Origin of the sequence: Bacillus sp. S14(2024), from assembly GCF_050473785.1 — a bacterium.
Classification (GTDB): Bacteria; Bacillota; Bacilli; order Bacillales; family Bacillaceae_G; genus Bacillus_A; species Bacillus_A yunxiaonensis.
The window spans coordinates 3,735,511-3,754,255 of sequence record NZ_JBFLUP010000006.1 but is presented as its reverse complement, the minus strand read 5'-3'; the positions used below and the strand labels follow the sequence as shown (position 1 = coordinate 3,754,255).

Annotated in this window: 19 protein-coding genes; 15 read left to right on the top strand and 4 right to left on the bottom strand. The window is 36.2% G+C overall.

The features are described 5' to 3' along the window. Window positions 1-40 precede the first annotated feature (40 nt). Complete coding sequence (locus AB1279_RS19090) at window positions 41-760, top strand: SDR family NAD(P)-dependent oxidoreductase (RefSeq protein ID WP_429760401.1); 720 nt, start codon at window positions 41-43, stop codon at window positions 758-760. A 336-nt stretch (window positions 761-1,096) separates the two neighbouring features. Beyond that, entirely contained in the window at window positions 1,097-1,666 is a 570-nt protein-coding gene (locus tag AB1279_RS19085) for a dihydrofolate reductase family protein (RefSeq protein ID WP_429760400.1), read from the top strand. A gap of 298 nt (window positions 1,667-1,964) precedes the next feature. Here AB1279_RS19085 and AB1279_RS19080 read toward each other — a convergent pair whose 3' ends face one another. Then, the gene (locus AB1279_RS19080; RefSeq protein WP_429760398.1) at window positions 1,965-2,441 is read right to left on the bottom strand and encodes a hypothetical protein; all 477 of its coding nucleotides are present in this window, start codon (window positions 2,439-2,441) and stop codon (window positions 1,965-1,967) included. A gap of 348 nt (window positions 2,442-2,789) precedes the next feature. Here AB1279_RS19080 and AB1279_RS19075 point away from each other — a divergent pair, with 348 nt between their 5' ends. Beyond that, entirely contained in the window at window positions 2,790-4,424 is a 1,635-nt protein-coding gene (locus tag AB1279_RS19075) for an FAD-dependent oxidoreductase (RefSeq protein ID WP_429760397.1), read from the top strand. A 102-nt stretch (window positions 4,425-4,526) separates the two neighbouring features. Here the strand turns inward: AB1279_RS19075 and AB1279_RS19070 are convergent, their stop codons facing one another. Beyond that, window positions 4,527-4,940, bottom strand: a complete 414-nt coding sequence (locus tag AB1279_RS19070) for a VOC family protein (RefSeq protein WP_429760395.1) — start codon at window positions 4,938-4,940, stop codon at window positions 4,527-4,529. Between the two features lie 275 nt (window positions 4,941-5,215). Here AB1279_RS19070 and AB1279_RS19065 point away from each other — a divergent pair, with 275 nt between their 5' ends. Continuing rightward, window positions 5,216-5,647 carry a VOC family protein gene (locus AB1279_RS19065; RefSeq protein ID WP_429751668.1) on the top strand — a complete coding sequence of 144 codons (432 nt, stop codon included), beginning with the start codon at window positions 5,216-5,218 and terminating at the stop codon, window positions 5,645-5,647. Between the two features lie 184 nt (window positions 5,648-5,831). Here the strand turns inward: AB1279_RS19065 and AB1279_RS19060 are convergent, their stop codons facing one another. Next, entirely contained in the window at window positions 5,832-6,719 is an 888-nt protein-coding gene (locus AB1279_RS19060) for an SDR family oxidoreductase (RefSeq protein WP_429760394.1), read from the bottom strand. A 296-nt stretch (window positions 6,720-7,015) separates the two neighbouring features. On the opposite strand from AB1279_RS19060, the gene AB1279_RS19055 reads away from it, so the two are divergent. From AB1279_RS19055 to AB1279_RS19015, 9 genes are all read left to right on the top strand, one after another. Continuing rightward, window positions 7,016-7,576, top strand: a complete 561-nt coding sequence (locus AB1279_RS19055) for a glycerol-3-phosphate responsive antiterminator (RefSeq protein ID WP_429760392.1) — start codon at window positions 7,016-7,018, stop codon at window positions 7,574-7,576. A gap of 219 nt (window positions 7,577-7,795) precedes the next feature. Then, window positions 7,796-8,617, top strand: a complete 822-nt coding sequence (locus AB1279_RS19050; protein ID WP_429760390.1) for an MIP/aquaporin family protein — start codon at window positions 7,796-7,798, stop codon at window positions 8,615-8,617. Window positions 8,618-8,630: 13 nt separating this feature from the next. Further along, entirely contained in the window at window positions 8,631-10,121 is a 1,491-nt protein-coding gene (glpK, locus tag AB1279_RS19045) for a glycerol kinase GlpK (RefSeq protein ID WP_429760389.1), read from the top strand. A 133-nt stretch (window positions 10,122-10,254) separates the two neighbouring features. Beyond that, a complete protein-coding gene (locus tag AB1279_RS19040) occupies window positions 10,255-11,937 on the top strand; it encodes a glycerol-3-phosphate dehydrogenase/oxidase (protein WP_429760388.1) in 1,683 nt (560 codons plus the stop codon). A gap of 463 nt (window positions 11,938-12,400) precedes the next feature. After that, window positions 12,401-12,916, top strand: coding sequence for a TetR/AcrR family transcriptional regulator (locus AB1279_RS19035; protein WP_429760387.1), 516 nt, complete (start codon window positions 12,401-12,403; stop codon window positions 12,914-12,916). 87 nt (window positions 12,917-13,003) lie between these two features. Then, entirely contained in the window at window positions 13,004-13,981 is a 978-nt protein-coding gene (locus tag AB1279_RS19030; RefSeq protein ID WP_429760385.1) for an SDR family oxidoreductase, read from the top strand. A 335-nt stretch (window positions 13,982-14,316) separates the two neighbouring features. After that, window positions 14,317-14,619 carry a hypothetical protein gene (locus AB1279_RS19025; protein WP_429760383.1) on the top strand — a complete coding sequence of 101 codons (303 nt, stop codon included), beginning with the start codon at window positions 14,317-14,319 and terminating at the stop codon, window positions 14,617-14,619. A gap of 143 nt (window positions 14,620-14,762) precedes the next feature. After that, complete coding sequence (locus AB1279_RS19020; RefSeq protein WP_429760381.1) at window positions 14,763-15,227, top strand: hypothetical protein; 465 nt, start codon at window positions 14,763-14,765, stop codon at window positions 15,225-15,227. Window positions 15,228-15,397: 170 nt separating this feature from the next. Continuing rightward, on the top strand, window positions 15,398-16,606 hold the full coding sequence (locus AB1279_RS19015) for a cytochrome P450 (protein ID WP_429760380.1): 1,209 nt from the start codon (window positions 15,398-15,400) through the stop codon (window positions 16,604-16,606). An 83-nt stretch (window positions 16,607-16,689) separates the two neighbouring features. Here AB1279_RS19015 and AB1279_RS19010 read toward each other — a convergent pair whose 3' ends face one another. Further along, a complete protein-coding gene (locus AB1279_RS19010; RefSeq protein WP_429760378.1) occupies window positions 16,690-17,499 on the bottom strand; it encodes an N-acyl homoserine lactonase family protein in 810 nt (269 codons plus the stop codon). Between the two features lie 140 nt (window positions 17,500-17,639). On the opposite strand from AB1279_RS19010, the gene AB1279_RS19005 reads away from it, so the two are divergent. Further along, the gene (locus AB1279_RS19005) at window positions 17,640-18,155 is read left to right on the top strand and encodes a hypothetical protein (protein WP_429761484.1); all 516 of its coding nucleotides are present in this window, start codon (window positions 17,640-17,642) and stop codon (window positions 18,153-18,155) included. Between the two features lie 129 nt (window positions 18,156-18,284). After that, window positions 18,285-18,737 (top strand): AraC family transcriptional regulator, encoded by a 453-nt coding sequence (locus AB1279_RS19000; RefSeq protein ID WP_429760376.1) that lies wholly within the window; start codon window positions 18,285-18,287, stop codon window positions 18,735-18,737. The last annotated feature ends 8 nt before the right edge of the window (window positions 18,738-18,745 follow it).

Genomic DNA, 18,745 nt, shown 5'->3' with positions numbered 1-18,745 from the left:
TGAAACAGAATTAAATATAATGCTAATAAAGGAGGAAATCATGAGAAATTTTATTATATTTGGAGCAAGCAAAGGATTAGGAGATGCTTTTGTGAAAGGATTACCTGATAGAGGCGATAAGGTGTGGATCGTCTCTAGAAGTCGCCCAGAGAGTTTGAAAATTAATGATGGAATCCATAGAATTTGGATAGATGCTGACTTATCATTACCTACTTCATGCGATAAGATTGCTCGTTTTTTAAATGACGATATCATAGATGTATTAATATATAATGTCGGAATATGGGAGAAAAATGGATTTAGAGATGATTATAATTTTGAGAAAGATGATCCCCAGGAAATTGCAGAAATTATCAATGTTAATGTAATCTCCACAATTACTTGTATACAAAGGCTGTTGCCTAATCTAAAAAAATCAGAAAATGGGAAAATTTTGCTGATAGGTTCAACAGCTGGTCTAGAAAATACTGATTTTACGCAAGTTTCATTTGTGGCTTCAAAATTTGGATTGCGCGGTATCGGCAATTCTTTACGGGAGCATCTAAAGAAGTATGGCATAGGTGTAACATGTATCAATCCAGGTGAAATAGCTACACAAATTCCTTATGAAGACGGTATAGAAAAAGTTATATCGACTTATAATGGCACACAAATTCCACTCCAAGATATTGTTTTATTGGTTAGATGTGTAATTAATCTTTCTAAGGCTTCTTGTGTAAAAGAAATTAATATTCCAGCGATGTTTGAAACAAAAGTCTAATGAATCAGTTGAATTCCTTAAAGATCAGATACTTAATTACCGATAACAAGAATTATGTAAATGGAAAATCCCTTCAGATATCCTAAAGGGATTTTTAAAAATTTCACGCTACACAGAAAACATCTTTTCAGTTTACAACTATTTTTTAATAATCTAATACTTTTTTCTATAGTCTAAAATATTTTTTAATGAGACAAGAGAAAAGTATTAACTGCTTTTATTGAACTAACATTAGTTCAATAACTTTACGCTGAAGCATACGACCGACAAATATGAAGAAATATACAAAATCCTGGTGGAAGAAACAATTTTTTAGGAGTAAAAGGAGGAAAAACTATGTCCAATAACAAAAGATCAAGAAGAATAATTTTAGATTTAGCAGTTACTTTAGATGGATTTATTGAAGGGAAAAAAGGGGAAGTAGACTGGTGCATCATGGACTCTGATATGGGATTCATTCACTTCTTACATCATATTGATACTATTTTATACGGAAGAAAAAGCTATGATTTATGGGGACAATATACTCCAGAAAATGAAGCTTCTGATACCGAAAAAGAAATTTGGAAATTAGTTCATAGTAAAGAGAAATATGTGTTTTCCAGAACGCAAAAAAGGACTGATAATAAAGTAACATTAATAAACGATAATATTTCCGAAGAAGTAAATAAATTAAAGAATAAGCCTGGTAAAGACATCTGGCTTTATGGCGGAGCGAGCCTTATTACAACTTTTATCAATTTAGGGCTTGTTGATGAATTTAGATTATCTGTTCACCCTGTTATTTTAGGAGAAGGAAAACCCTTGTTTATTGATATAAAGCAGAGGGTGAATCTAAAACTGGTTCATACAAAAAGGTTTTCCTCTGGCGTTGTTCAACTATGCTATCATCTTAATGACAAATAATGATATGGAAAATCCAAGGATGTAGGAAAAATGTTGTTATGGTAAATGAGGTCATTGGTTGTACAAAAAAGGATAGATGTAAGCAGGTATTCCTTCTTGTTCATCTATCCTTTCTTTTTACACTATTTAATTTTAAAGATTTCTAATCATTTTCTTGATTTTTAATAAAATGTTTTTTCAAAACATGATTTTTCTATTTCATCTTCATTGCGATTTCCAAGTCCAAACAATAACCCAAATCAATGCATAAGATAGAATCCGGAAATCAGCTTCACAAATGTGAGTATTTACTAAAATTCTATTTTTTGCTCACGTTACCATTTAGAATGCTCTGGCATTTCCTAATTTTTTGTTTGATTTGCCGATTTTCAAAAAAATAAACTTCTGTACCTGCCCAAATAAAAACCCAACACACAATGCTTAATACTCCTGCAGTATAAGCATGAGTGCTTGAAAGCTTCAAGTATATCAAACCAACAATAATACCAAGCACAAACAAAACAATAGCCTTTTTGACATTTCTAGCATATGTATATTCCTCTTCGTTCAAGAGGTTAGAAAAAGTGTTAACTGTGGCAGTCTGCAATGACTTTTCGTCAAAATCATTCTGACCTAAAAAAAATATGTCTACTTCTTTTCTTTTGCCGCTGTGCAGCTTTGACAAAAGAAAATCTTCAAGGTCAGAGCTTAGGTGAACATCATCTGAGCTATAATATCTTGAAAATGGGGTGTCAGTTTCATCTAAATAGATATTTATACTCAACTCATCTCTCATGTTACCCCTCCTTTAACTCCAATTTACTAGTTGAAAGTCAACCTTTTACCAGTATAGTATGGTCAAGATAGCAACAATTCTTACGAAAACGGTGTTATAAAAAGGAAAAGCTGAAATATCTTATTTTAATCAAAATAAGATATTTCAGCTTTTCTTTTTGGATGTCCAGTTTGAAGGGCTTTTACGAATGCTCTTCTTACATATATATAAATGTATTTTGGGGCGTACTCTATCTATATGATAAATAATTTTGAAAAATAAGTCTATATTTTTTGGAATTTTCTTATTATATTTAGGCTACTGAGCTCAGTGGAATTTACGTAAGTACTGTATGAGAGGGGCATATACATGAGATCTAATCACGTTCCAGTTTTAATTATTGGAGGAGGTTTGACAGGTCTAACTTCTGCATTATTTCTTGCGCGTCATAAAGTTGATTATTTACTTATTGAAAGGCATGCTACGACTGCTATTCATCCGAAGGCAGGGGGCATTACTTTTCGTACGATGGAATTATTTCGAGAATTAGGGTTAGAAAAAAACATTCGCGCCGCAGGAAAGCCACTAGAGAACTGCCGTGGAAGGATTGCTGTAAATACAATGGCTGAAGCAGATCCTGAAGAGTTAAAAAGGGCTAGAATAGCTCAGGCCGAAAATGATGAAAGTATGTCCGAAATAATTAGAAAGATTAGTCCGTCAAAGGTAACAGCTTGTTATCAAATTGATTTAGAACCGATGCTGCTGCAAAAGGCCCAAAAATTAGGCGGGAAGCTGTGGTTTAATCATGAACTTGTTTCTTACAAGCAGGATGATATAGGAGTAACTGCTATTGTACGAGATCGTGAAACGAAGGAAGAACAGATGATTCATAGCGATTATTTAATTGCAGCAGATGGAGCCAAAAGTTCTATACGTAAACATGCAGACATTCCAACTACTGGTCGTGGGAATATCGGAGGGTATTATATAAACATTTACTTTGAAGCGGATTTGAGCGATCTCATACAAGGAGATGCTTTTGGTTTCTCGATGATTTTACACTCTGAAGTTGTCGGTGCACTTATTCCAGTTAATAATAACAATCGGTGGATTTATCATGTTATGTATTATCCTTTAAAAGGGGAAACACCAGAAGATTTTTCTGCAGAGCGTTGTCAAAAAATTGTTCAAAAAGCCATTGGGATGCCAAATCTGAATGTGAAAGTACTAAGCATTTCACCTTGGGAAGCGACAGAAAGTACAGCGGTACGTTTTCAGGATAATCGTGTTTTTTTAGCTGGTGATGCTGCTCATCTTATGCCGCCTACGGGAGGGTTTGGTTCAAATACAGGTGTTCAAGATGCTCACAATTTAGCTTGGAAATTGGCTGCTGTTATACATGATCAAGCGAATCCGAAATTACTGGAAACCTACCATGAGGAGAGGCATCCCGTTGTACAATTAACTACGGATTATGCAAGCAGTATATTGCTCCGTGCTGCGAATAAAGAAGAGGATAATCTGAATAACATGGATAGCCTAGCTGTTACTGTAGGTTACAAATACTGTTCGGCAGCAATTATCGATCAAGATTCAACTCCACATAGGATGGATCTTTTAGAACTCAGCGGAAGACCAGGAACACGCGCTCCGCATATGTGGGGTACTTATGAAGGAAAGCGTATTTCCATACTTGATTTACTGGGTAAAAACTTTGTACTATTTACTGGCTCAGAACATAACTCTTGGTCAACTGCGGCACATACTGTTGCTTCTCATTTAGGAATAAGCATAAATGTGTACTGCGTTTGTCCAACAGGAGATTTTGTTGATCAGGACAATATTTTTGGGATGTTATATGGAGTAAATCCTGAAGGGGCTGTGCTCGTAAGACCAGATGGATTCATTGGATGGCGTACAGAAGAAGAAGTATTAACCCCTGACTTAGTACTTGAAGAGGTGATGAATTGCATATTATGCAATTCATCTTTAAATGAGAAATAATTTTGAAGACTGTATTTAAAGTTTTTAGATATACTGCTGAGTTAGTAGAGGCTCTTTACATTTAGAGAGCCTTTTTTTACATAATAAAAGTTAAAAGTAGGATTATTTCGTAACATTAAGTTTGGAGATTCTTTTACCATCTTTATAGTCAAGACAAGAAACTTCAATTAACAATCCATTAAATACTGTAAAGTAGAAGCCGTAACTACTACCTCTCATCTTGTAAGGTTCTTTATCTATTTCAATACCGCCCTCTATTAAGCGAGTATATACTTGATCAACTTTATTTGGTTCTTCTACTAAGAAACCAATATGAAAAGCTTCTGGGTATGTCGCATCTTTTCCCCCTTTAAACGCTTTTGGATCACTTAATACAAGAATAAATCCATCATTATCACTCATCACTACAAGAGCTTTTCCTTTCTCTTCTAAAACTTGAAAATCAAAAAATGTTTCAAAAAAAGCTTTCGCTGCCGATAAATCATCAACACATAAATTCAAATGATTCAGCTTCATCTACTCATCTCCTTTTCATTATATTTCTATTTCATTCAGGCATTTCCTCTTTTAGAACACTTTCGTGTGTATGCGAAAGGATGCCGTACTTTAACAATCATTTTGCGAATTTTGTACGTTAAGGCTAAATCCCTCATAGGAAGTGTCGATTTTTTTCATGGCACAAATGAAGTAAAAGAGTTCCATAAACGAGTAATATATGATAAAATAAAATAGAAACATATGTTCTGTTTTGTGGTTACATATGTTAAACATTTTAGAAAGAGGTGTTTGTGATGATTTTAGGTATTAACCCTTATTTAGTGACGAATGGTAATGGGCAAGAAGCGGTTAAGTTTTATGAAAATGCATTGGATGCAAAAGTGGAAAGCCTTCAAACGTTTGGAGGTATGCCAGAAAATCCGGAGTTCCCGATTCCTGCTGAGGCAAAAGATCGTGTGTTACATGCACATTTAAAAATTGGGAATACGGATCTGATGATTTCTGATACGTTCCCAGGTCAGCCGGACGAAGTTGTTGGATCACAATTGACTATAGCAATTCACATACAAGGTGCAGAAAAAGCAGAAGAGGTATTTGCAAAATTACAGGACGGCGGTCAAGTTATCATGCCGCTTCAAGAAACTTTCTGGAGCCCATTATACGGCCAATTGAAAGATAAATTCGGTGTACAATGGCAAGTTTCAACGGCTGCTTGCCAACAATAATTTATATAAGAAGGGAGCTGACCACAAAAAAGTCAGCTCTTTTTATTTTTGTTGGATTGGAATAAAGTTTGATTAAAATGAAACTGCAAACGCTGAATGTATATAGCTTCGGAGAACTCCAACCTTCAAATAATTGAGATAACACTCATTTTCTAAAAGCTTTCCTCATCCTTTTTTGGCGTTATTAACTGCTTGTTCTCATCCCCCCATTGACATGGATGATTTGACCAGTGACATAACTCGAATCATCACTGGCTAAATACACATACGCTGGGGCAAGTTCATACGGCTGACCGGCTCGCTTCATTGGTGTCCCATAACCAAAACTCATCATTTCTTCAGCAGGAAAACTTGAAGGGATGATGGGTGTCCAAACTGGTCCTGGCGAAACACCGTTTACACGAATTCCATCATTCACTAAGTCGAGGGCTAGTGATCGGGTAAATGTAATAACGGCTCCCTTTGTTGTAGCGTAATCAAGATTTCCCTGCTGTCCTTCATATGCGGATGCGGATCCTGTATTTATAATCGAACTACCTTGTTTTAAATAAGGTAAAGCGGCCTTCGTTAAATAAAAAAAAGAAAAAACATTGGATTGAAAAACTCGTAGAAGTTGCTCACCGGTAATTTCCGTTATTCGGTCTTTCGGGAAAGATTCCGCACAATTATTTACAATAATATCTACTTTGCCAAATGCATATAAGGTTTGCTGGACCACTTGATGGCTTGTTTTTTCTTGTCCTAAATCTCCAGCAATGGCAAGGCAGCGTTGTCCTAGTTGCTCAACACGTTGTTTCGTTTCTAATGCATCAATATGCTCATTTAAATACGCAATAACAATATTTGCCCCTTCCTTAGCAAATGCATACGCAACTGCTCTTCCAATCCCGCTATCTCCACCTGAAATAATGGCTACTTTTCCCTGTAATTTGCCTGCTGCTCGATAGGTGCCGATTTCTGAAATAGGTCTTGGTACCATTAAGTATTCAAAACCTGGATGAAATGGCTGATGTTGAGGAGGGAATTGAACGGGTATCTTTTCTGTTCTTATTACGTATTGTTGTTGGTTCATTTTTCTTCTCCTCTCAAGGTCTTTTTTGTTAACTTATGCCTAGAAAAGGAGTTTCGTTCATTCCTCTTAATTTAATAATTTAGTTATTCATACAGCCTAATACCTGTCAAAAGTGAAGGATACATATACAATTTTTCGATATGATCCAGTTTCAGTGGCCCGACTACTTGCATGTCGAAGCGCCGATATCTTTGCTCCCGCCTAAAAAGACAGGAGTTTTCATTGTACTATCTTTTCTTTTTCCTTAATTTGTGTACTATTAAGAAATAGGAAGACACAAAGAAGGGGATTTTTGAATGGAATTTCATGAACAAAAAATATTGCCAGCTGTTCGGCAAATAAAAGATTTAGAGAAACTGTTACATAGTTCGTATGAATATATTGTAATTTTAGATATTCATGTCGCTCAGTTGAAAAGTGTAGTGACCCTTGCGAAGCAGCATTGTAAAAAGGTGTTTTTACATGTTGATTTAATTCATGGTTTGCAAAGTGATGCGTATGCAACGGAGTATGTTTGCCAAGAGTTTCGTCCATATGGTTTGTTATCTACGAAATCAAGTGTGATTATGAAAGCGAAGCAAAAAGGTGTCGTTGCGATTCAACGCATTTTCTTAATTGACTCTAGTGCAATGGAGAAAAGTTGTGCTCTTTTAGAAAAGACAAAGCCAGATTACATTGAAGTGTTGCCGGGAGCTTTAACGGACGTAATTACGGAAATGAAGGAACGGACCGGATTATCTATTTTAGCAGGTGGATTTATTCGTACGGTTGATGATGTGGAAAGGGCGTTAGAGGCTGGTGCAACAGCGATTACAACGTCGAAAAAAGAACTATGGAAACATTTTCATAAAAAGTGACGAAAATGTGAAAAAATTTAATTGACACCGCTTTCATTTACGGTTAACATTATAAACAAGTTAATAAACGTGACGGAGAAAAGAAGAGATCCACATTTCATTGTTTCTATGTTTCTATAGAAACGTGCATTTGTGGATTTTTTCTTTTGAAAAAAATGAATGGCCATTCAATTTGTCTCTTTCACTGTAAGCGTTTTAATTTGATTATGGAGGGATCATATGTCACCATTTTTAGGGGAGTTAATAGGGACAGCATTACTAATCATTCTTGGCGGCGGCGTTTGTGCTGGTGTAAGTTTAAAGAAATCATTTGCGCAAAATTCAGGATGGATCGTGATTACAATGGGATGGGGCTTAGCGGTTTCAGTAGCTGCATATGCAGTTGGATCAATTAGCGGAGCACATTTAAATCCAGCGGTAACAATTGGACTTGCGTTTAAAGGAGCATTTCCTTGGAGCGACGTACCTATGTATATCGCAGCACAAATGATTGGGGCAATGATTGGAGCAGTTATCGTATATTTACATTACCTACCACATTGGAAAGAAACAGAAGATGCAGGCACAAAATTAGGCGTATTTGCAACAGGACCGGCAATTCCAAATACATTTGCAAACCTTTTAAGTGAAATTATTGGAACTTTTATTTTAGTACTTGGTATTTTAGCAATTGGTGCAAATAAATTTGCAGATGGTTTAAATCCATTTGTCGTAGGTTTCTTAATTGTAAGTATTGGTTTATCATTAGGAGGAACAACTGGTTACGCAATCAATCCAGCACGTGACTTAGGGCCTCGTATTGCACACTTCCTTCTACCGATTCCGGGAAAAGGCGGATCGAACTGGAAATATGCATGGATTCCGGTTGTAGGACCGATTTTAGGCGGATCATTAGCAGGGTTATTCCATCAAGTTGTATTTGAAGGAAAGCAAAACTCAGCACTTATGTATGTAACAATTGCAACGGTGATTGTTCTAGCAATCTCTTATATGACAAGCAAACAGAGCGGAAAAAATACAAATAGTAGAAAAGTAGCATAAGGGGGAAATAGATATGGAGAAATTTATTCTTTCATTAGACCAAGGAACAACAAGTTCACGTGCGATTCTTTTTAATAAAGAAGGTAAAATTGTACATGTTGCGCAAAAAGAATTTACACAACATTTTCCAAAACCAGGTTGGGTTGAGCATAACCCGCAAGAAATTTGGGGATCGATTTTAGCGGTTATTGCAAGCTGTTTAAGCGAAGCAAACGTAAAACCAGAGCAAATTGCGAGTATCGGGATTACAAACCAACGTGAAACAACAGTTGTATGGGAAAAAGAAACAGGAAAACCTGTATACAACGCAATCGTATGGCAATCTCGTCAAACAGCTGAAATTTGTGACGAACTAAAAGAAAAAGGCTATAACGATATGGTTCGCGAAAAAACAGGTCTTTTAATTGATGCATACTTCTCTGGAACAAAAGTAAAATGGATTTTAGATAACGTAGAAGGTGCAAGAGAGAAAGCAGAGCGCGGTGAATTATTATTCGGAACAATTGATACGTGGCTTGTATGGAAACTATCTGGTGGTAACGTTCACGTAACAGATTATTCCAATGCATCTCGTACATTAATGTATAACATTCATGAATTAAAATGGGATGAAGAGCTTCTTGAAATGTTAACAGTACCAGCGAGCATGCTTCCGGAAGTACGTCCATCTTCTGAAGTATACGGTCATACAGTTGATTATCATTTCTTCGGTCAAAATGTACCGATTGCGGGTATTGCAGGTGACCAACAAGCGGCATTATTTGGCCAAGCATGCTTCGGTGAAGGTATGGCGAAAAATACATACGGAACAGGCTGCTTTATGTTAATGAATACAGGTGAAAAAGCAGTAGCATCTGAGCACGGCCTATTAACAACAATTGCATGGGGCTTAAACGGAAAAGTAGAATACGCATTAGAAGGTAGTATTTTCGTAGCAGGTTCTGCAATTCAGTGGCTTCGTGACGGACTGCGTATGTTCCAAGATGCAAGTGAAAGTGAAGTGTATGCGACTCGCGTTGCGTCAACTGACGGTGTATATGTTGTACCAGCATTTGTTGGACTTGGAACACCTTACTGGGATAGTGAAGTACGCGGCGCTGTATTCGGTTTAACACGCGGTACGACGAAAGAGCACTTTGTACGTGCAACACTTGAATCGTTAGCATATCAAACGAAAGATGTATTATGTGCAATGGAAGCAGATTCGGGCATTGAATTAAAAACATTACGCGTAGATGGCGGCGCAGTGAAAAATAACTTCTTAATGCAGTTCCAAGGCGACATTTTAGGTGTGCCAGTAGAACGTCCAGAAGTAAATGAAACAACAGCTTTAGGAGCAGCATACTTAGCGGGTCTTGCAGTTGGATATTGGAAAGATCAAGAGGAAATTGCAGCACAGTGGAATATGGATAAGAGCTTTGCACCAGCAATGGAAGCGAGTACAAGTGAAGAGCTATATACTGGCTGGAAAAAAGCAATTGAAGCAACGAAAGCTTTTAAATAATGATAAACAGTGTTATAATGATGATAAGTTAATAATTCGGTAGGAGATTTGGAGAGACCACAACACGCTATAGAAGCAATTCTATGGTGATGTTTGTGGTCTCTTTTTTTCGTAATTAAAAGGAGGAATTACCATGAAATTCTCAAGTAAACAACGTCAAAATGTTTTAAATGAAGTAAATAAACAAGAGTTAGATATCATTGTTATCGGCGGCGGAATCACAGGATCTGGTATTGCATTAGACGCGGCAAAACGCGGATTATCAACAGTTGTGTTTGAAATGCAAGACTTTGCAGCAGGTACATCAAGTCGTTCCACGAAGCTTGTTCACGGCGGTTTACGTTATTTAAAACAGTTTGAAGTGAAAATGGTCGCTGAAGTTGGGAAGGAACGTGCAATTGTATATGAGAACGGTCCCCACGTAACAACACCAGAATGGATGCTGCTTCCGTTCCATAAAGGCGGTACGTTCGGTGCATTTAGTACATCAATTGGTCTTCGCGTATATGACTTTTTAGCAGGTGTTAAGAGAAGTGAGCGCAGAAAAATGTTTAGCCGCGAAGAAACAATGAAGAGAGAGCCGCTTGTGAAACAAGATGGATTAAAAGGCGGTGGTTACTACGTAGAATATCGTACAGATGATGCACGTTTAACAATTGAAGTCATGAAAGAAGCGATTAAGCATGGTGCAAAAGCAGTCAATTATGCAAAAGTAGACGGCTTCTTATACAAAGATGGAAAAGTATGCGGCGTACGTGTAGTCGACTTATTAGATGGAAAAGTATATGAAGTGTACGGTAAAAAGATTGTTAACGCGTCAGGCCCTTGGGTAGACACGCTTCGTGAGAAAGATAATTCGAAAAAAGGGAAAGTATTACAGTTATCAAAAGGTGTTCACCTTGTCATTGATCAAAAACGTTTCCCATTAGGGCAAGCAATTTATTTTGATACACCAGATGGGCGTATGGTATTTGCGATTCCGCGCGGAGGTAAAACATACGTAGGTACAACAGATACATTTTATGATAAAGATGCGGCAGTGCCAAAAATGACAACAGAAGATCGCACCTATATTATTCATGCGATTAACTACATGTTCCCGAGCGTAAACATTACAGAGAAAGATATTGAATCAAGCTGGGCAGGCGTTCGTCCATTAATTTATGAAGAAGGAAAGAGTGCATCTGAAATTTCTCGAAAAGATGAAATTTGGACTTCTGAATCTGGCTTAATCACAATTGCCGGCGGAAAGTTAACAGGATACCGTAAAATGGCAGAGATGGTTGTCGACTATGTAACATCTCTCATGCAAAAAGAAGGTCACGGTTCATACCCTGTAAGCTCAACGAAGCATATGCCAATCTCTGGCGGTCATGTCGGCGGTTCTAAAAACTTCCCAACATTCATTGCGAAAAAAGCACAAGAAGGAAAGAAATACGGTTTAACAGTAGAGCAAGCAGAACAATTTGCAAAGTTCTACGGTTCGAACGTTGATGTTCTCTTCGAATTAGCGAAAGAATATAAAGGAGAGGCAGAGCGCTACAATATGCCGCTTGACGTACTTCTGCCACTCGTATACGCAATGGAATATGAAATGACAACAAAGCCAGTTGATTTCTTCGTACGCCGTATGGGAGCAGTGTTCTTTAACATTCACTGGGTATATAAATGGAAAGATGCTGTAATCAATTACATGGCAGCGACATTAAACTGGAGCGGAGAAGAGAGGCTGAAGTATGCAGCGGAATTAGACGCAGCATTAACAGATGCTGTCGTTCCCGTTGATCAGCAAGAGCATGCATCTGCGTTAGCGTAAAATAAAAACACACCATTTCTAAAGTTTTAGAGATGATGTGTTTTTATTTTACTTTTGATTCGTTTGTGATAGTGACTCGATGTGTTTTTCCTATTGAATCGCTTGTTTCTGAATAGCTATATCTGACTTTAGTTTCCTCGAAAACTAAAAAGCAGAGTGAATAAGAATGAGTTATTATTTAAGTAATCAATCAATAATAAATTTGAAGGGGTTGACATATAATGAGTTAGGGAAAGAAAAATCAAAAGAAAGAAATGTTTAAAGCATTGAATCTTAAGTAGGAATCAGTTATTATTCAAGTAAGTAATCAATCAATAACAAATTTAAGAAAGTTGGCATATAATGAATTAGGGAAAGAAAAATTGGAAAAAGGAGATCGTTGAAGCATTGAATCTTAAGTAGGAATCAGTTATTATTCAAGTAAGTAATCAATCAATAACAAATTTAAAGGAGCTGACATATAATGAATCAGAGAAAGGAAAATCGAAAGGAAGAAATCCTTGAAGCTGGATTAGAGGTGTTTGCAGAAAAAGGTTATTATAATACCACTACAGCATTAATTGCAGAAAAAGCTGGTATTTCCCAGCCTTATATATTTAGATTTTTTAGAACAAAGGAAGAGTTGTTTGTCGCAGCTTTGGATCGAGCATTCGAAAGGATACTTGAAACATTTAAAAATGTGGAATCAAGCCCCGAACAAATTGTTTTTGCAATGGTTGAGGCATATGAAAAATTGTCTATATCACGTCCTAATGAAATTGCCTTACAGGTAATAGGGCTTTCAGTTACAGAAGATGCAATAAGAAGTTGTACAAAAACTGGTTTGTCTCGTATTAGAAGCTACATCTTGGAGAGGTTCCAATTAGCAAATGTTCCAAATGCAGAGAGGGAAGTAACAACTTTCTTAGCTAGAGGAATACTATGTAACATTTCCTACTATTTAGATTTACCAGAGCTCATTCATAACGAAACAAAATAAGATAACCGATTCGTTTCGGTTTTTTATTTCAGTATTTGTTATTGATTGATAAATAACTAACTAATTAATATAAGGAGGATTTATAATATGAAAAAAGTAATTGTTTTAGGAGCAACAGGTGGAACAGGTCAAGCGATGGTTTCAGAATTGCTATCCAGAGGTATACAGGTTATTGCGTTTGGACGTTCAGAAAATAAATTAAAAGAATTAATGAAAGAGCATGCCTCTACACCACTACTAACTTATAAGCTGGGTGATATCTTCGATTACAGAACCATTATTGAGGCAGCAAAAGATGCAGAGGTTATATTCCAATGTGCAAATGTTCAATATCACGAAATGGCGGAGAAGCTCCTTTTGCTTGGAGAAAATGTAATGAAGGCAGCAGATTTTTTAGGTAAGAAAATAGTTATTGTAGATGGAATATATGTTTATGGTCGTCAAGTAGCTAAGGGAAATGAAAATCATCCAAAACAACCTCATACAAAAAAAGGGAAGATTAGGGTGGAATTTGAAAATTTAATATTCGATAAGAAATGGAAAAATGCAAAAGCATTAATTGTTAGGTTACCGGACTATTATGGTATAACTTCGCAGAACTCTTATTTACACCCTACATTGACGGGACTGGCCGGAAATAAAATTTCTATTTTTATTGGTAATCTAAAAACACCACGAGAATATGTTTATTTACCGGATGCTGCAAAGATGATTGTGGAAATAGCAAACAAAGATGACTCTTATGGAGAGAATTGGAATATACCCGGTGCTGGATTAATTTCAGGGAGAGAAATAATAAAACTTGCACGTGAAATTACTGGGAATAAGAAATTAGTTATTCCATTAAATAAAAGTGCAATTCGTATAAGTGGATTGTTTGATCCAGTTATGAAGGAAGTAGTAGAAATAATGTATCTTACAGAAGAAGGATTTATTCTAAGCGGAGAAAAATATGAAAATAGAATAGGTAAAATTATAGCTACACCTTATAAAGAGGGGTTACAAGAAACATTAACTTTCTTAATGGAAAAAATGAAAAAAGCAGAAGGCGAAAATTTAGATTAAAACTATGGGCAGAGAATAATGATGTATTTAAAATTGATTATTAGTTATTGATTAATCACTAACAAAAAAGCGAATTTTTGGGATTGTAGATTTGTAAAAGTGAAACCACATCATCTCTACAATCCTAGAGGTAATGTGGTTTTTATTCCGCTATTTTTGGACAGTAAGACCCTCCACTGATGGAAGTTTCACTTTATTTCTTGGTAAAGTGATGCCCAAATTGACATATACACGAATCACATATGATATTTTTTTACAAAGTACACTTGTACAAACAGCTTGTCCCTTTCTTGCATAGGATGATAGTACACTATGCAGGAAAGGATGTGACATTTTTGATAATGGGAATGATTAATGAATTGACAGGATTTTTAACAGGACTTTTACTTAGCTTCTTTTTTTTTACAATTCTTGTTGTTGTAGCCGGAATCACAGTGAAAAATTGGAGATCATTCCTTAAGTGGATGAACTGGTTAATCTTATATCATGCTTTTATTTATGTGAGCGTTCGACCGTTTATTTATAAGACGAAATTTCCACCTGTTGAGCAAACCATTTGGGGATTTGCAATTGTATATCTTCTCATCAATGCTGTCATTCTATTTATTAAGTCATTGGAACACGGTAAAAAAGATTGATGGAAAGCTCTCACCAATCGGGCTCTTACTGCCCACGAGTAGCGGGATAAATTCATTTAAATAGCAAAACAAATGGAACAGAATGCAAATTCTTTTCTTCAAATGTACAAAAGAGCAACTTTATTTTAGATAAGGAGTGATAAATGATAAGACGCTTTAATGCATGGCTTGGTGACAAACTGGCCCTATGGTTTTCTACAATGGCTTGCTTTTATATCATTTTTGGGCTTGTAATTGTGCCGCTTTTCTTTCAGCATCCAAATAATCTTGTAGAATGGGTACAGTACATGATACAGACCATCTTTCAAGGCGTTGCCTTACCTGTGATAGGATATGTGGCAAGAATCGCCGGGGAAAAAGATGAAAAAGTCATAAGTGAGACTCATGATACGGTGATGGAAGAATTGGCTTTAGTAAAGGAAGAATTAGCGCTGGCACGAGAACAGTACGATACTTTACAAAAAGTAGAAAAGGTTATAAGTGAGACTCATAATACAGTCGTGGAAGAGTTGACTTTAGTAAAGGAAGAATTAGTACTAGCACGAGAACAGCACGCTGTTTTACAAAAAGTCATAGACGAATTACAACAACATCTGAAAGAGAAATAGACTTTAACGATCCCGCAATGCGGGTCGTTTTTTTGTGCCAAAATCTTTTTCTCAACCTTCCAAAAATAAACATTTCCTCTTCGCGTGTTAGAATAAAGTATGTTAGTCTATGCAACTTAGAAAAATTGAATTGTTACTTTCTATTTTGAAGAAAGAGGGAGGAGATATTTATGAAGTCACCTAGGAGTGTAATTTTAGTTCATGAAATTTCCAAACTAAAAACAAAAGATGAGCTTTGGAATCCATATTCTTGGTATCAGTATATGAGAGAGAATCATCCTGTTTATTATGATGCAGATCAAGATGTATGGAATGTGTTTTCGTATGATGATGTGAACCGTGTTTTATCTGACTATCGTTTATTTTCAAGTAGAAGAGATCGTCAGCAATTTTCATTTCCACAACGAGAAACGAGAATGAATATAAATTCTTCTGATCCTCCTGAACACCGCAATGTTCGTTCTATCGTTTCAAAAGCATTTACACCGCGCAGTTTAACTGAGTGGAAACCACATATACAATCACTTGCAAATGAAATGATAGAAAAGCTAAAAAATCGTGATGAAATTGATATTGTAGAAGATTTAGCAGCCCCATTCCCTGTAACTGTCATTTCTAATTTATTAGGTGTCCCTACAACAGATTTAAAAAAGGTGAAACGATGGTCCGATATTTTATTCATGCCATATAGTCGAGAGAAATTTTCTGATTTAGATCAACAAAAAGCAATCGCTATGAAAGAATTTAAAACGTATCTTCTTCCCATTGTCCAAGAAAAACGATACCACTTAACAGACGACATTATTTCAGATTTAATAAGAGCTGAATATGAGGGAGAGAGATTGACAGATGAAGAGATTGTAGATTTTTCACTTGGCTTGCTGGCAGCTGGCAATGAAACAACGACAAATTTAATCATAAATAGTTTTTATAGTTTTTTAGTTGATAAACCAGGGACGTATAACGAACTACGTGAAAATCTAGAGTATATTCCGCAAGCAATTGAAGAGGTTTTACGCTATCGTTTTCCAGTCGTATTGGCACGTAGAATAACGGAGGATACAAATATATTTGGACCAAACATGAAAAAGGGACAAATGATTGTTGCGTGGGTAAGTGCCGCAAACTTAGATGAGAAACAGTTCCCTAAAGCTAGCTGTTTTGACATACATCGACCAGGTAATGACAAGCATATGACATTTGGAAAAGGGCCGCACTTTTGCTTAGGTGCCCCACTCGCACGATTAGAAGCTACAATCGCTCTAACAACCTTCATTAAACAACATAAAGAAATAAAACTTTCACCATCTTTTCAGCTAGAGAATTGTCTATTAGAGAATGAACAAACCTTAAAACGTTTACCAATCCTTTTAAAGTGAAGGTGTTATCGAGGGAGCGCTTCATGCCCATTAAGCTAACAAATAAAAATACCCTCTCTAAAGTCTTAGAGAAGGTATTTTTATTATTGAATAATTTGCTCCTGAATAGCTGGATCATGATTTGCCATCACTTGCACACAATCGTCTCTCTTTCTAAATTCTCCCACCCAATCTAAAGATTTCTGAGCAGCAACCTTATCAACGGTCACTCCAGGTAATATATTTTGTTCCCAGGACCGGTTTGAATAGCCGACATCACTAGCTAATAATACCCAACCTCTATTCGTTTGTACTAATACAGAAAATAGTCCTTTACTATGTCCAGGGGTATGTACCAAATAGAGAGAACCATCGTGGAATAAATCATATCCTAGCTGATAGGGGCCGTGCGGAATTCTTTGTAATTCAAAAGTATTGATGTTTACACCCTCCCACATGGGCCGAATATATCCAACACCTTTTTGGGCGGCGTCCCATTCTAATTTACTTGTTAAAATATGTTTTGCATCTGCCACGTGCTTTACTCCGCTTACGTGATCTGAGTGAAGATGAGTGAGTAATACATAATCAATATCCTTATGGTCAATTCCCTTCGCTTGAAGTCTTTCCGCAATAGACTGTCCTTTTGGTAAAGTGCCTTTAAACATAGTAGAAGTAAGCCATCCTAAATGTTTTCTCTGATTTGTTCTTATATCTTCATGCCATCCTGTGTCGACTAAAACCAATCCCTTTGGATGCTCAATCAAGTACGCGGAGACAGGTACCCATCTTTGTTTAGCGGAACTTCTTAGCCAGCCAGTATAAGGCATAGGGTGCAAAGTTTTTTCCTGAAATGCCATTGCTTGATCGATGTATACTTGCCCTGTATGCCATACATGTATTTTACTATTCATCGTTCAATCACCTCTGGAAAAAAATGAATGGAAGGATCGTTTTATATGTTTTGAAAAAATTACAATTTGTTTCTTTTCAAGGTTCAGTTCTTTGTGATAGCGAATTAGTTAGAGATTATGCTGAATATGAGGTGAATAGAATGCAATTGGTTTTTAAAATTACATATCATCGTATGTGCGACCATTATCTGCCTAAATTACTTCAAACAATTCAAGCTTTACATACCGAAGAATTGTGGGAACAAGAAAAGGGAATGAATTCAATCGGTGGAATCGTCTTACACATTTGTGAGCATATAAAAAGGAATACAGCTCGGTACGCGAATCCGGATATAAAGTTTGAAGAAGGGATTGAAGAGTATTTTCCTCATTTAGACATACCATCAAATGCTTTATATTCAATTATTGAAGAGACCTTTGATAACTGGAAAAGAGCGTTTGCGAAAGCCGTAAATAGTAAAAATAAGATAGAGATTGATATACATAGTCTCTTTCATCTTGTTGAACATACTGGGTATCATTTAGGTCAAGTGGTGGATCGAGTAAAAAGAATAAGAGGAACGAAATTTGATTTTTGTCAAAAGGGACTAAATGAAAGGAATTTGAAAGATATGATTGAAAATGATAGTGATTTATCTCGTATTAACGGGCAGTAAGACTCCTATTGATGGAAGTTTCGTTTTGTTTAATAAGAAAATTATCAATTTTAAAAAAATGATTATATTTTTATATCATAATAGCATTTGAAATGTAGCAAATATGAATGGAGAAAGGAAAAAGAAACTATGAATATGAAAATTGAAACTCTTCCTAAATACCGCATTGCATATGTGCGACAAGTTGGTCCATATGGTCCTGCTAACATTCAAGCAATGGAAAAGTTAAAGAAGTGGGCTGAGGAGAAAAATCTTGTTAAATCGGCAATTATACTTGGGATTCCACAAGATAACCCCGAAACAACACCTCCTGAAAACTGTAGATATGATGCTTGTATTGTGATTCCAAAGGATTATCAAATGGATGATTCAATTTGCGAAAGTGAACTTTCTGGTGGAAAGTATGTTATTTGCAGAGTCAAACATACAGCGGAAGATATTCAAAAAGCATGGGCTGAAATTTTTCCAGCTTTACACAGCCATGGGTATCAAATTGACAATAAACCGATTTTAGAAAGATATACGGCTGAGATGATTAACAACCATTATTGTGAAATATGTGTACCTGTAAAACCGTTATAGTTTCAGTC

Excerpts from the sequence above, each read along its gene's own strand:
- AB1279_RS19060 (WP_429760394.1), bottom strand. The coding sequence starts at position 6,719 with ATGAACCAACAACAATACGTAATAAGAACAGAAAAGATACCCGTTCAA.
- AB1279_RS19015 (WP_429760380.1), top strand. The coding sequence starts at position 15,398 with ATGAAGTCACCTAGGAGTGTAATTTTAGTTCATGAAATTTCCAAACTA.
- AB1279_RS19040 (WP_429760388.1), top strand. The coding sequence starts at position 10,255 with ATGAAATTCTCAAGTAAACAACGTCAAAATGTTTTAAATGAAGTAAAT.
- AB1279_RS19000 (WP_429760376.1), top strand. The coding sequence starts at position 18,285 with ATGAATATGAAAATTGAAACTCTTCCTAAATACCGCATTGCATATGTG.
- AB1279_RS19070 (WP_429760395.1), bottom strand. The coding sequence starts at position 4,940 with ATGAAGCTGAATCATTTGAATTTATGTGTTGATGATTTATCGGCAGCG.
- AB1279_RS19035 (WP_429760387.1), top strand. The coding sequence starts at position 12,401 with ATGAATCAGAGAAAGGAAAATCGAAAGGAAGAAATCCTTGAAGCTGGA.
- AB1279_RS19030 (WP_429760385.1), top strand. The coding sequence starts at position 13,004 with ATGAAAAAAGTAATTGTTTTAGGAGCAACAGGTGGAACAGGTCAAGCG.
- AB1279_RS19080 (WP_429760398.1), bottom strand. The coding sequence starts at position 2,441 with ATGAGAGATGAGTTGAGTATAAATATCTATTTAGATGAAACTGACACC.
- AB1279_RS19065 (WP_429751668.1), top strand. The coding sequence starts at position 5,216 with ATGATTTTAGGTATTAACCCTTATTTAGTGACGAATGGTAATGGGCAA.
- AB1279_RS19050 (WP_429760390.1), top strand. The coding sequence starts at position 7,796 with ATGTCACCATTTTTAGGGGAGTTAATAGGGACAGCATTACTAATCATT.
- AB1279_RS19005 (WP_429761484.1), top strand. The coding sequence starts at position 17,640 with ATGCAATTGGTTTTTAAAATTACATATCATCGTATGTGCGACCATTAT.
- AB1279_RS19055 (WP_429760392.1), top strand. The coding sequence starts at position 7,016 with ATGGAATTTCATGAACAAAAAATATTGCCAGCTGTTCGGCAAATAAAA.
- AB1279_RS19020 (WP_429760381.1), top strand. The coding sequence starts at position 14,763 with ATGATAAGACGCTTTAATGCATGGCTTGGTGACAAACTGGCCCTATGG.
- AB1279_RS19090 (WP_429760401.1), top strand. The coding sequence starts at position 41 with ATGAGAAATTTTATTATATTTGGAGCAAGCAAAGGATTAGGAGATGCT.
- AB1279_RS19085 (WP_429760400.1), top strand. The coding sequence starts at position 1,097 with ATGTCCAATAACAAAAGATCAAGAAGAATAATTTTAGATTTAGCAGTT.
- AB1279_RS19075 (WP_429760397.1), top strand. The coding sequence starts at position 2,790 with ATGAGATCTAATCACGTTCCAGTTTTAATTATTGGAGGAGGTTTGACA.
- glpK (WP_429760389.1), top strand. The coding sequence starts at position 8,631 with ATGGAGAAATTTATTCTTTCATTAGACCAAGGAACAACAAGTTCACGT.
- AB1279_RS19010 (WP_429760378.1), bottom strand. The coding sequence starts at position 17,499 with ATGAATAGTAAAATACATGTATGGCATACAGGGCAAGTATACATCGAT.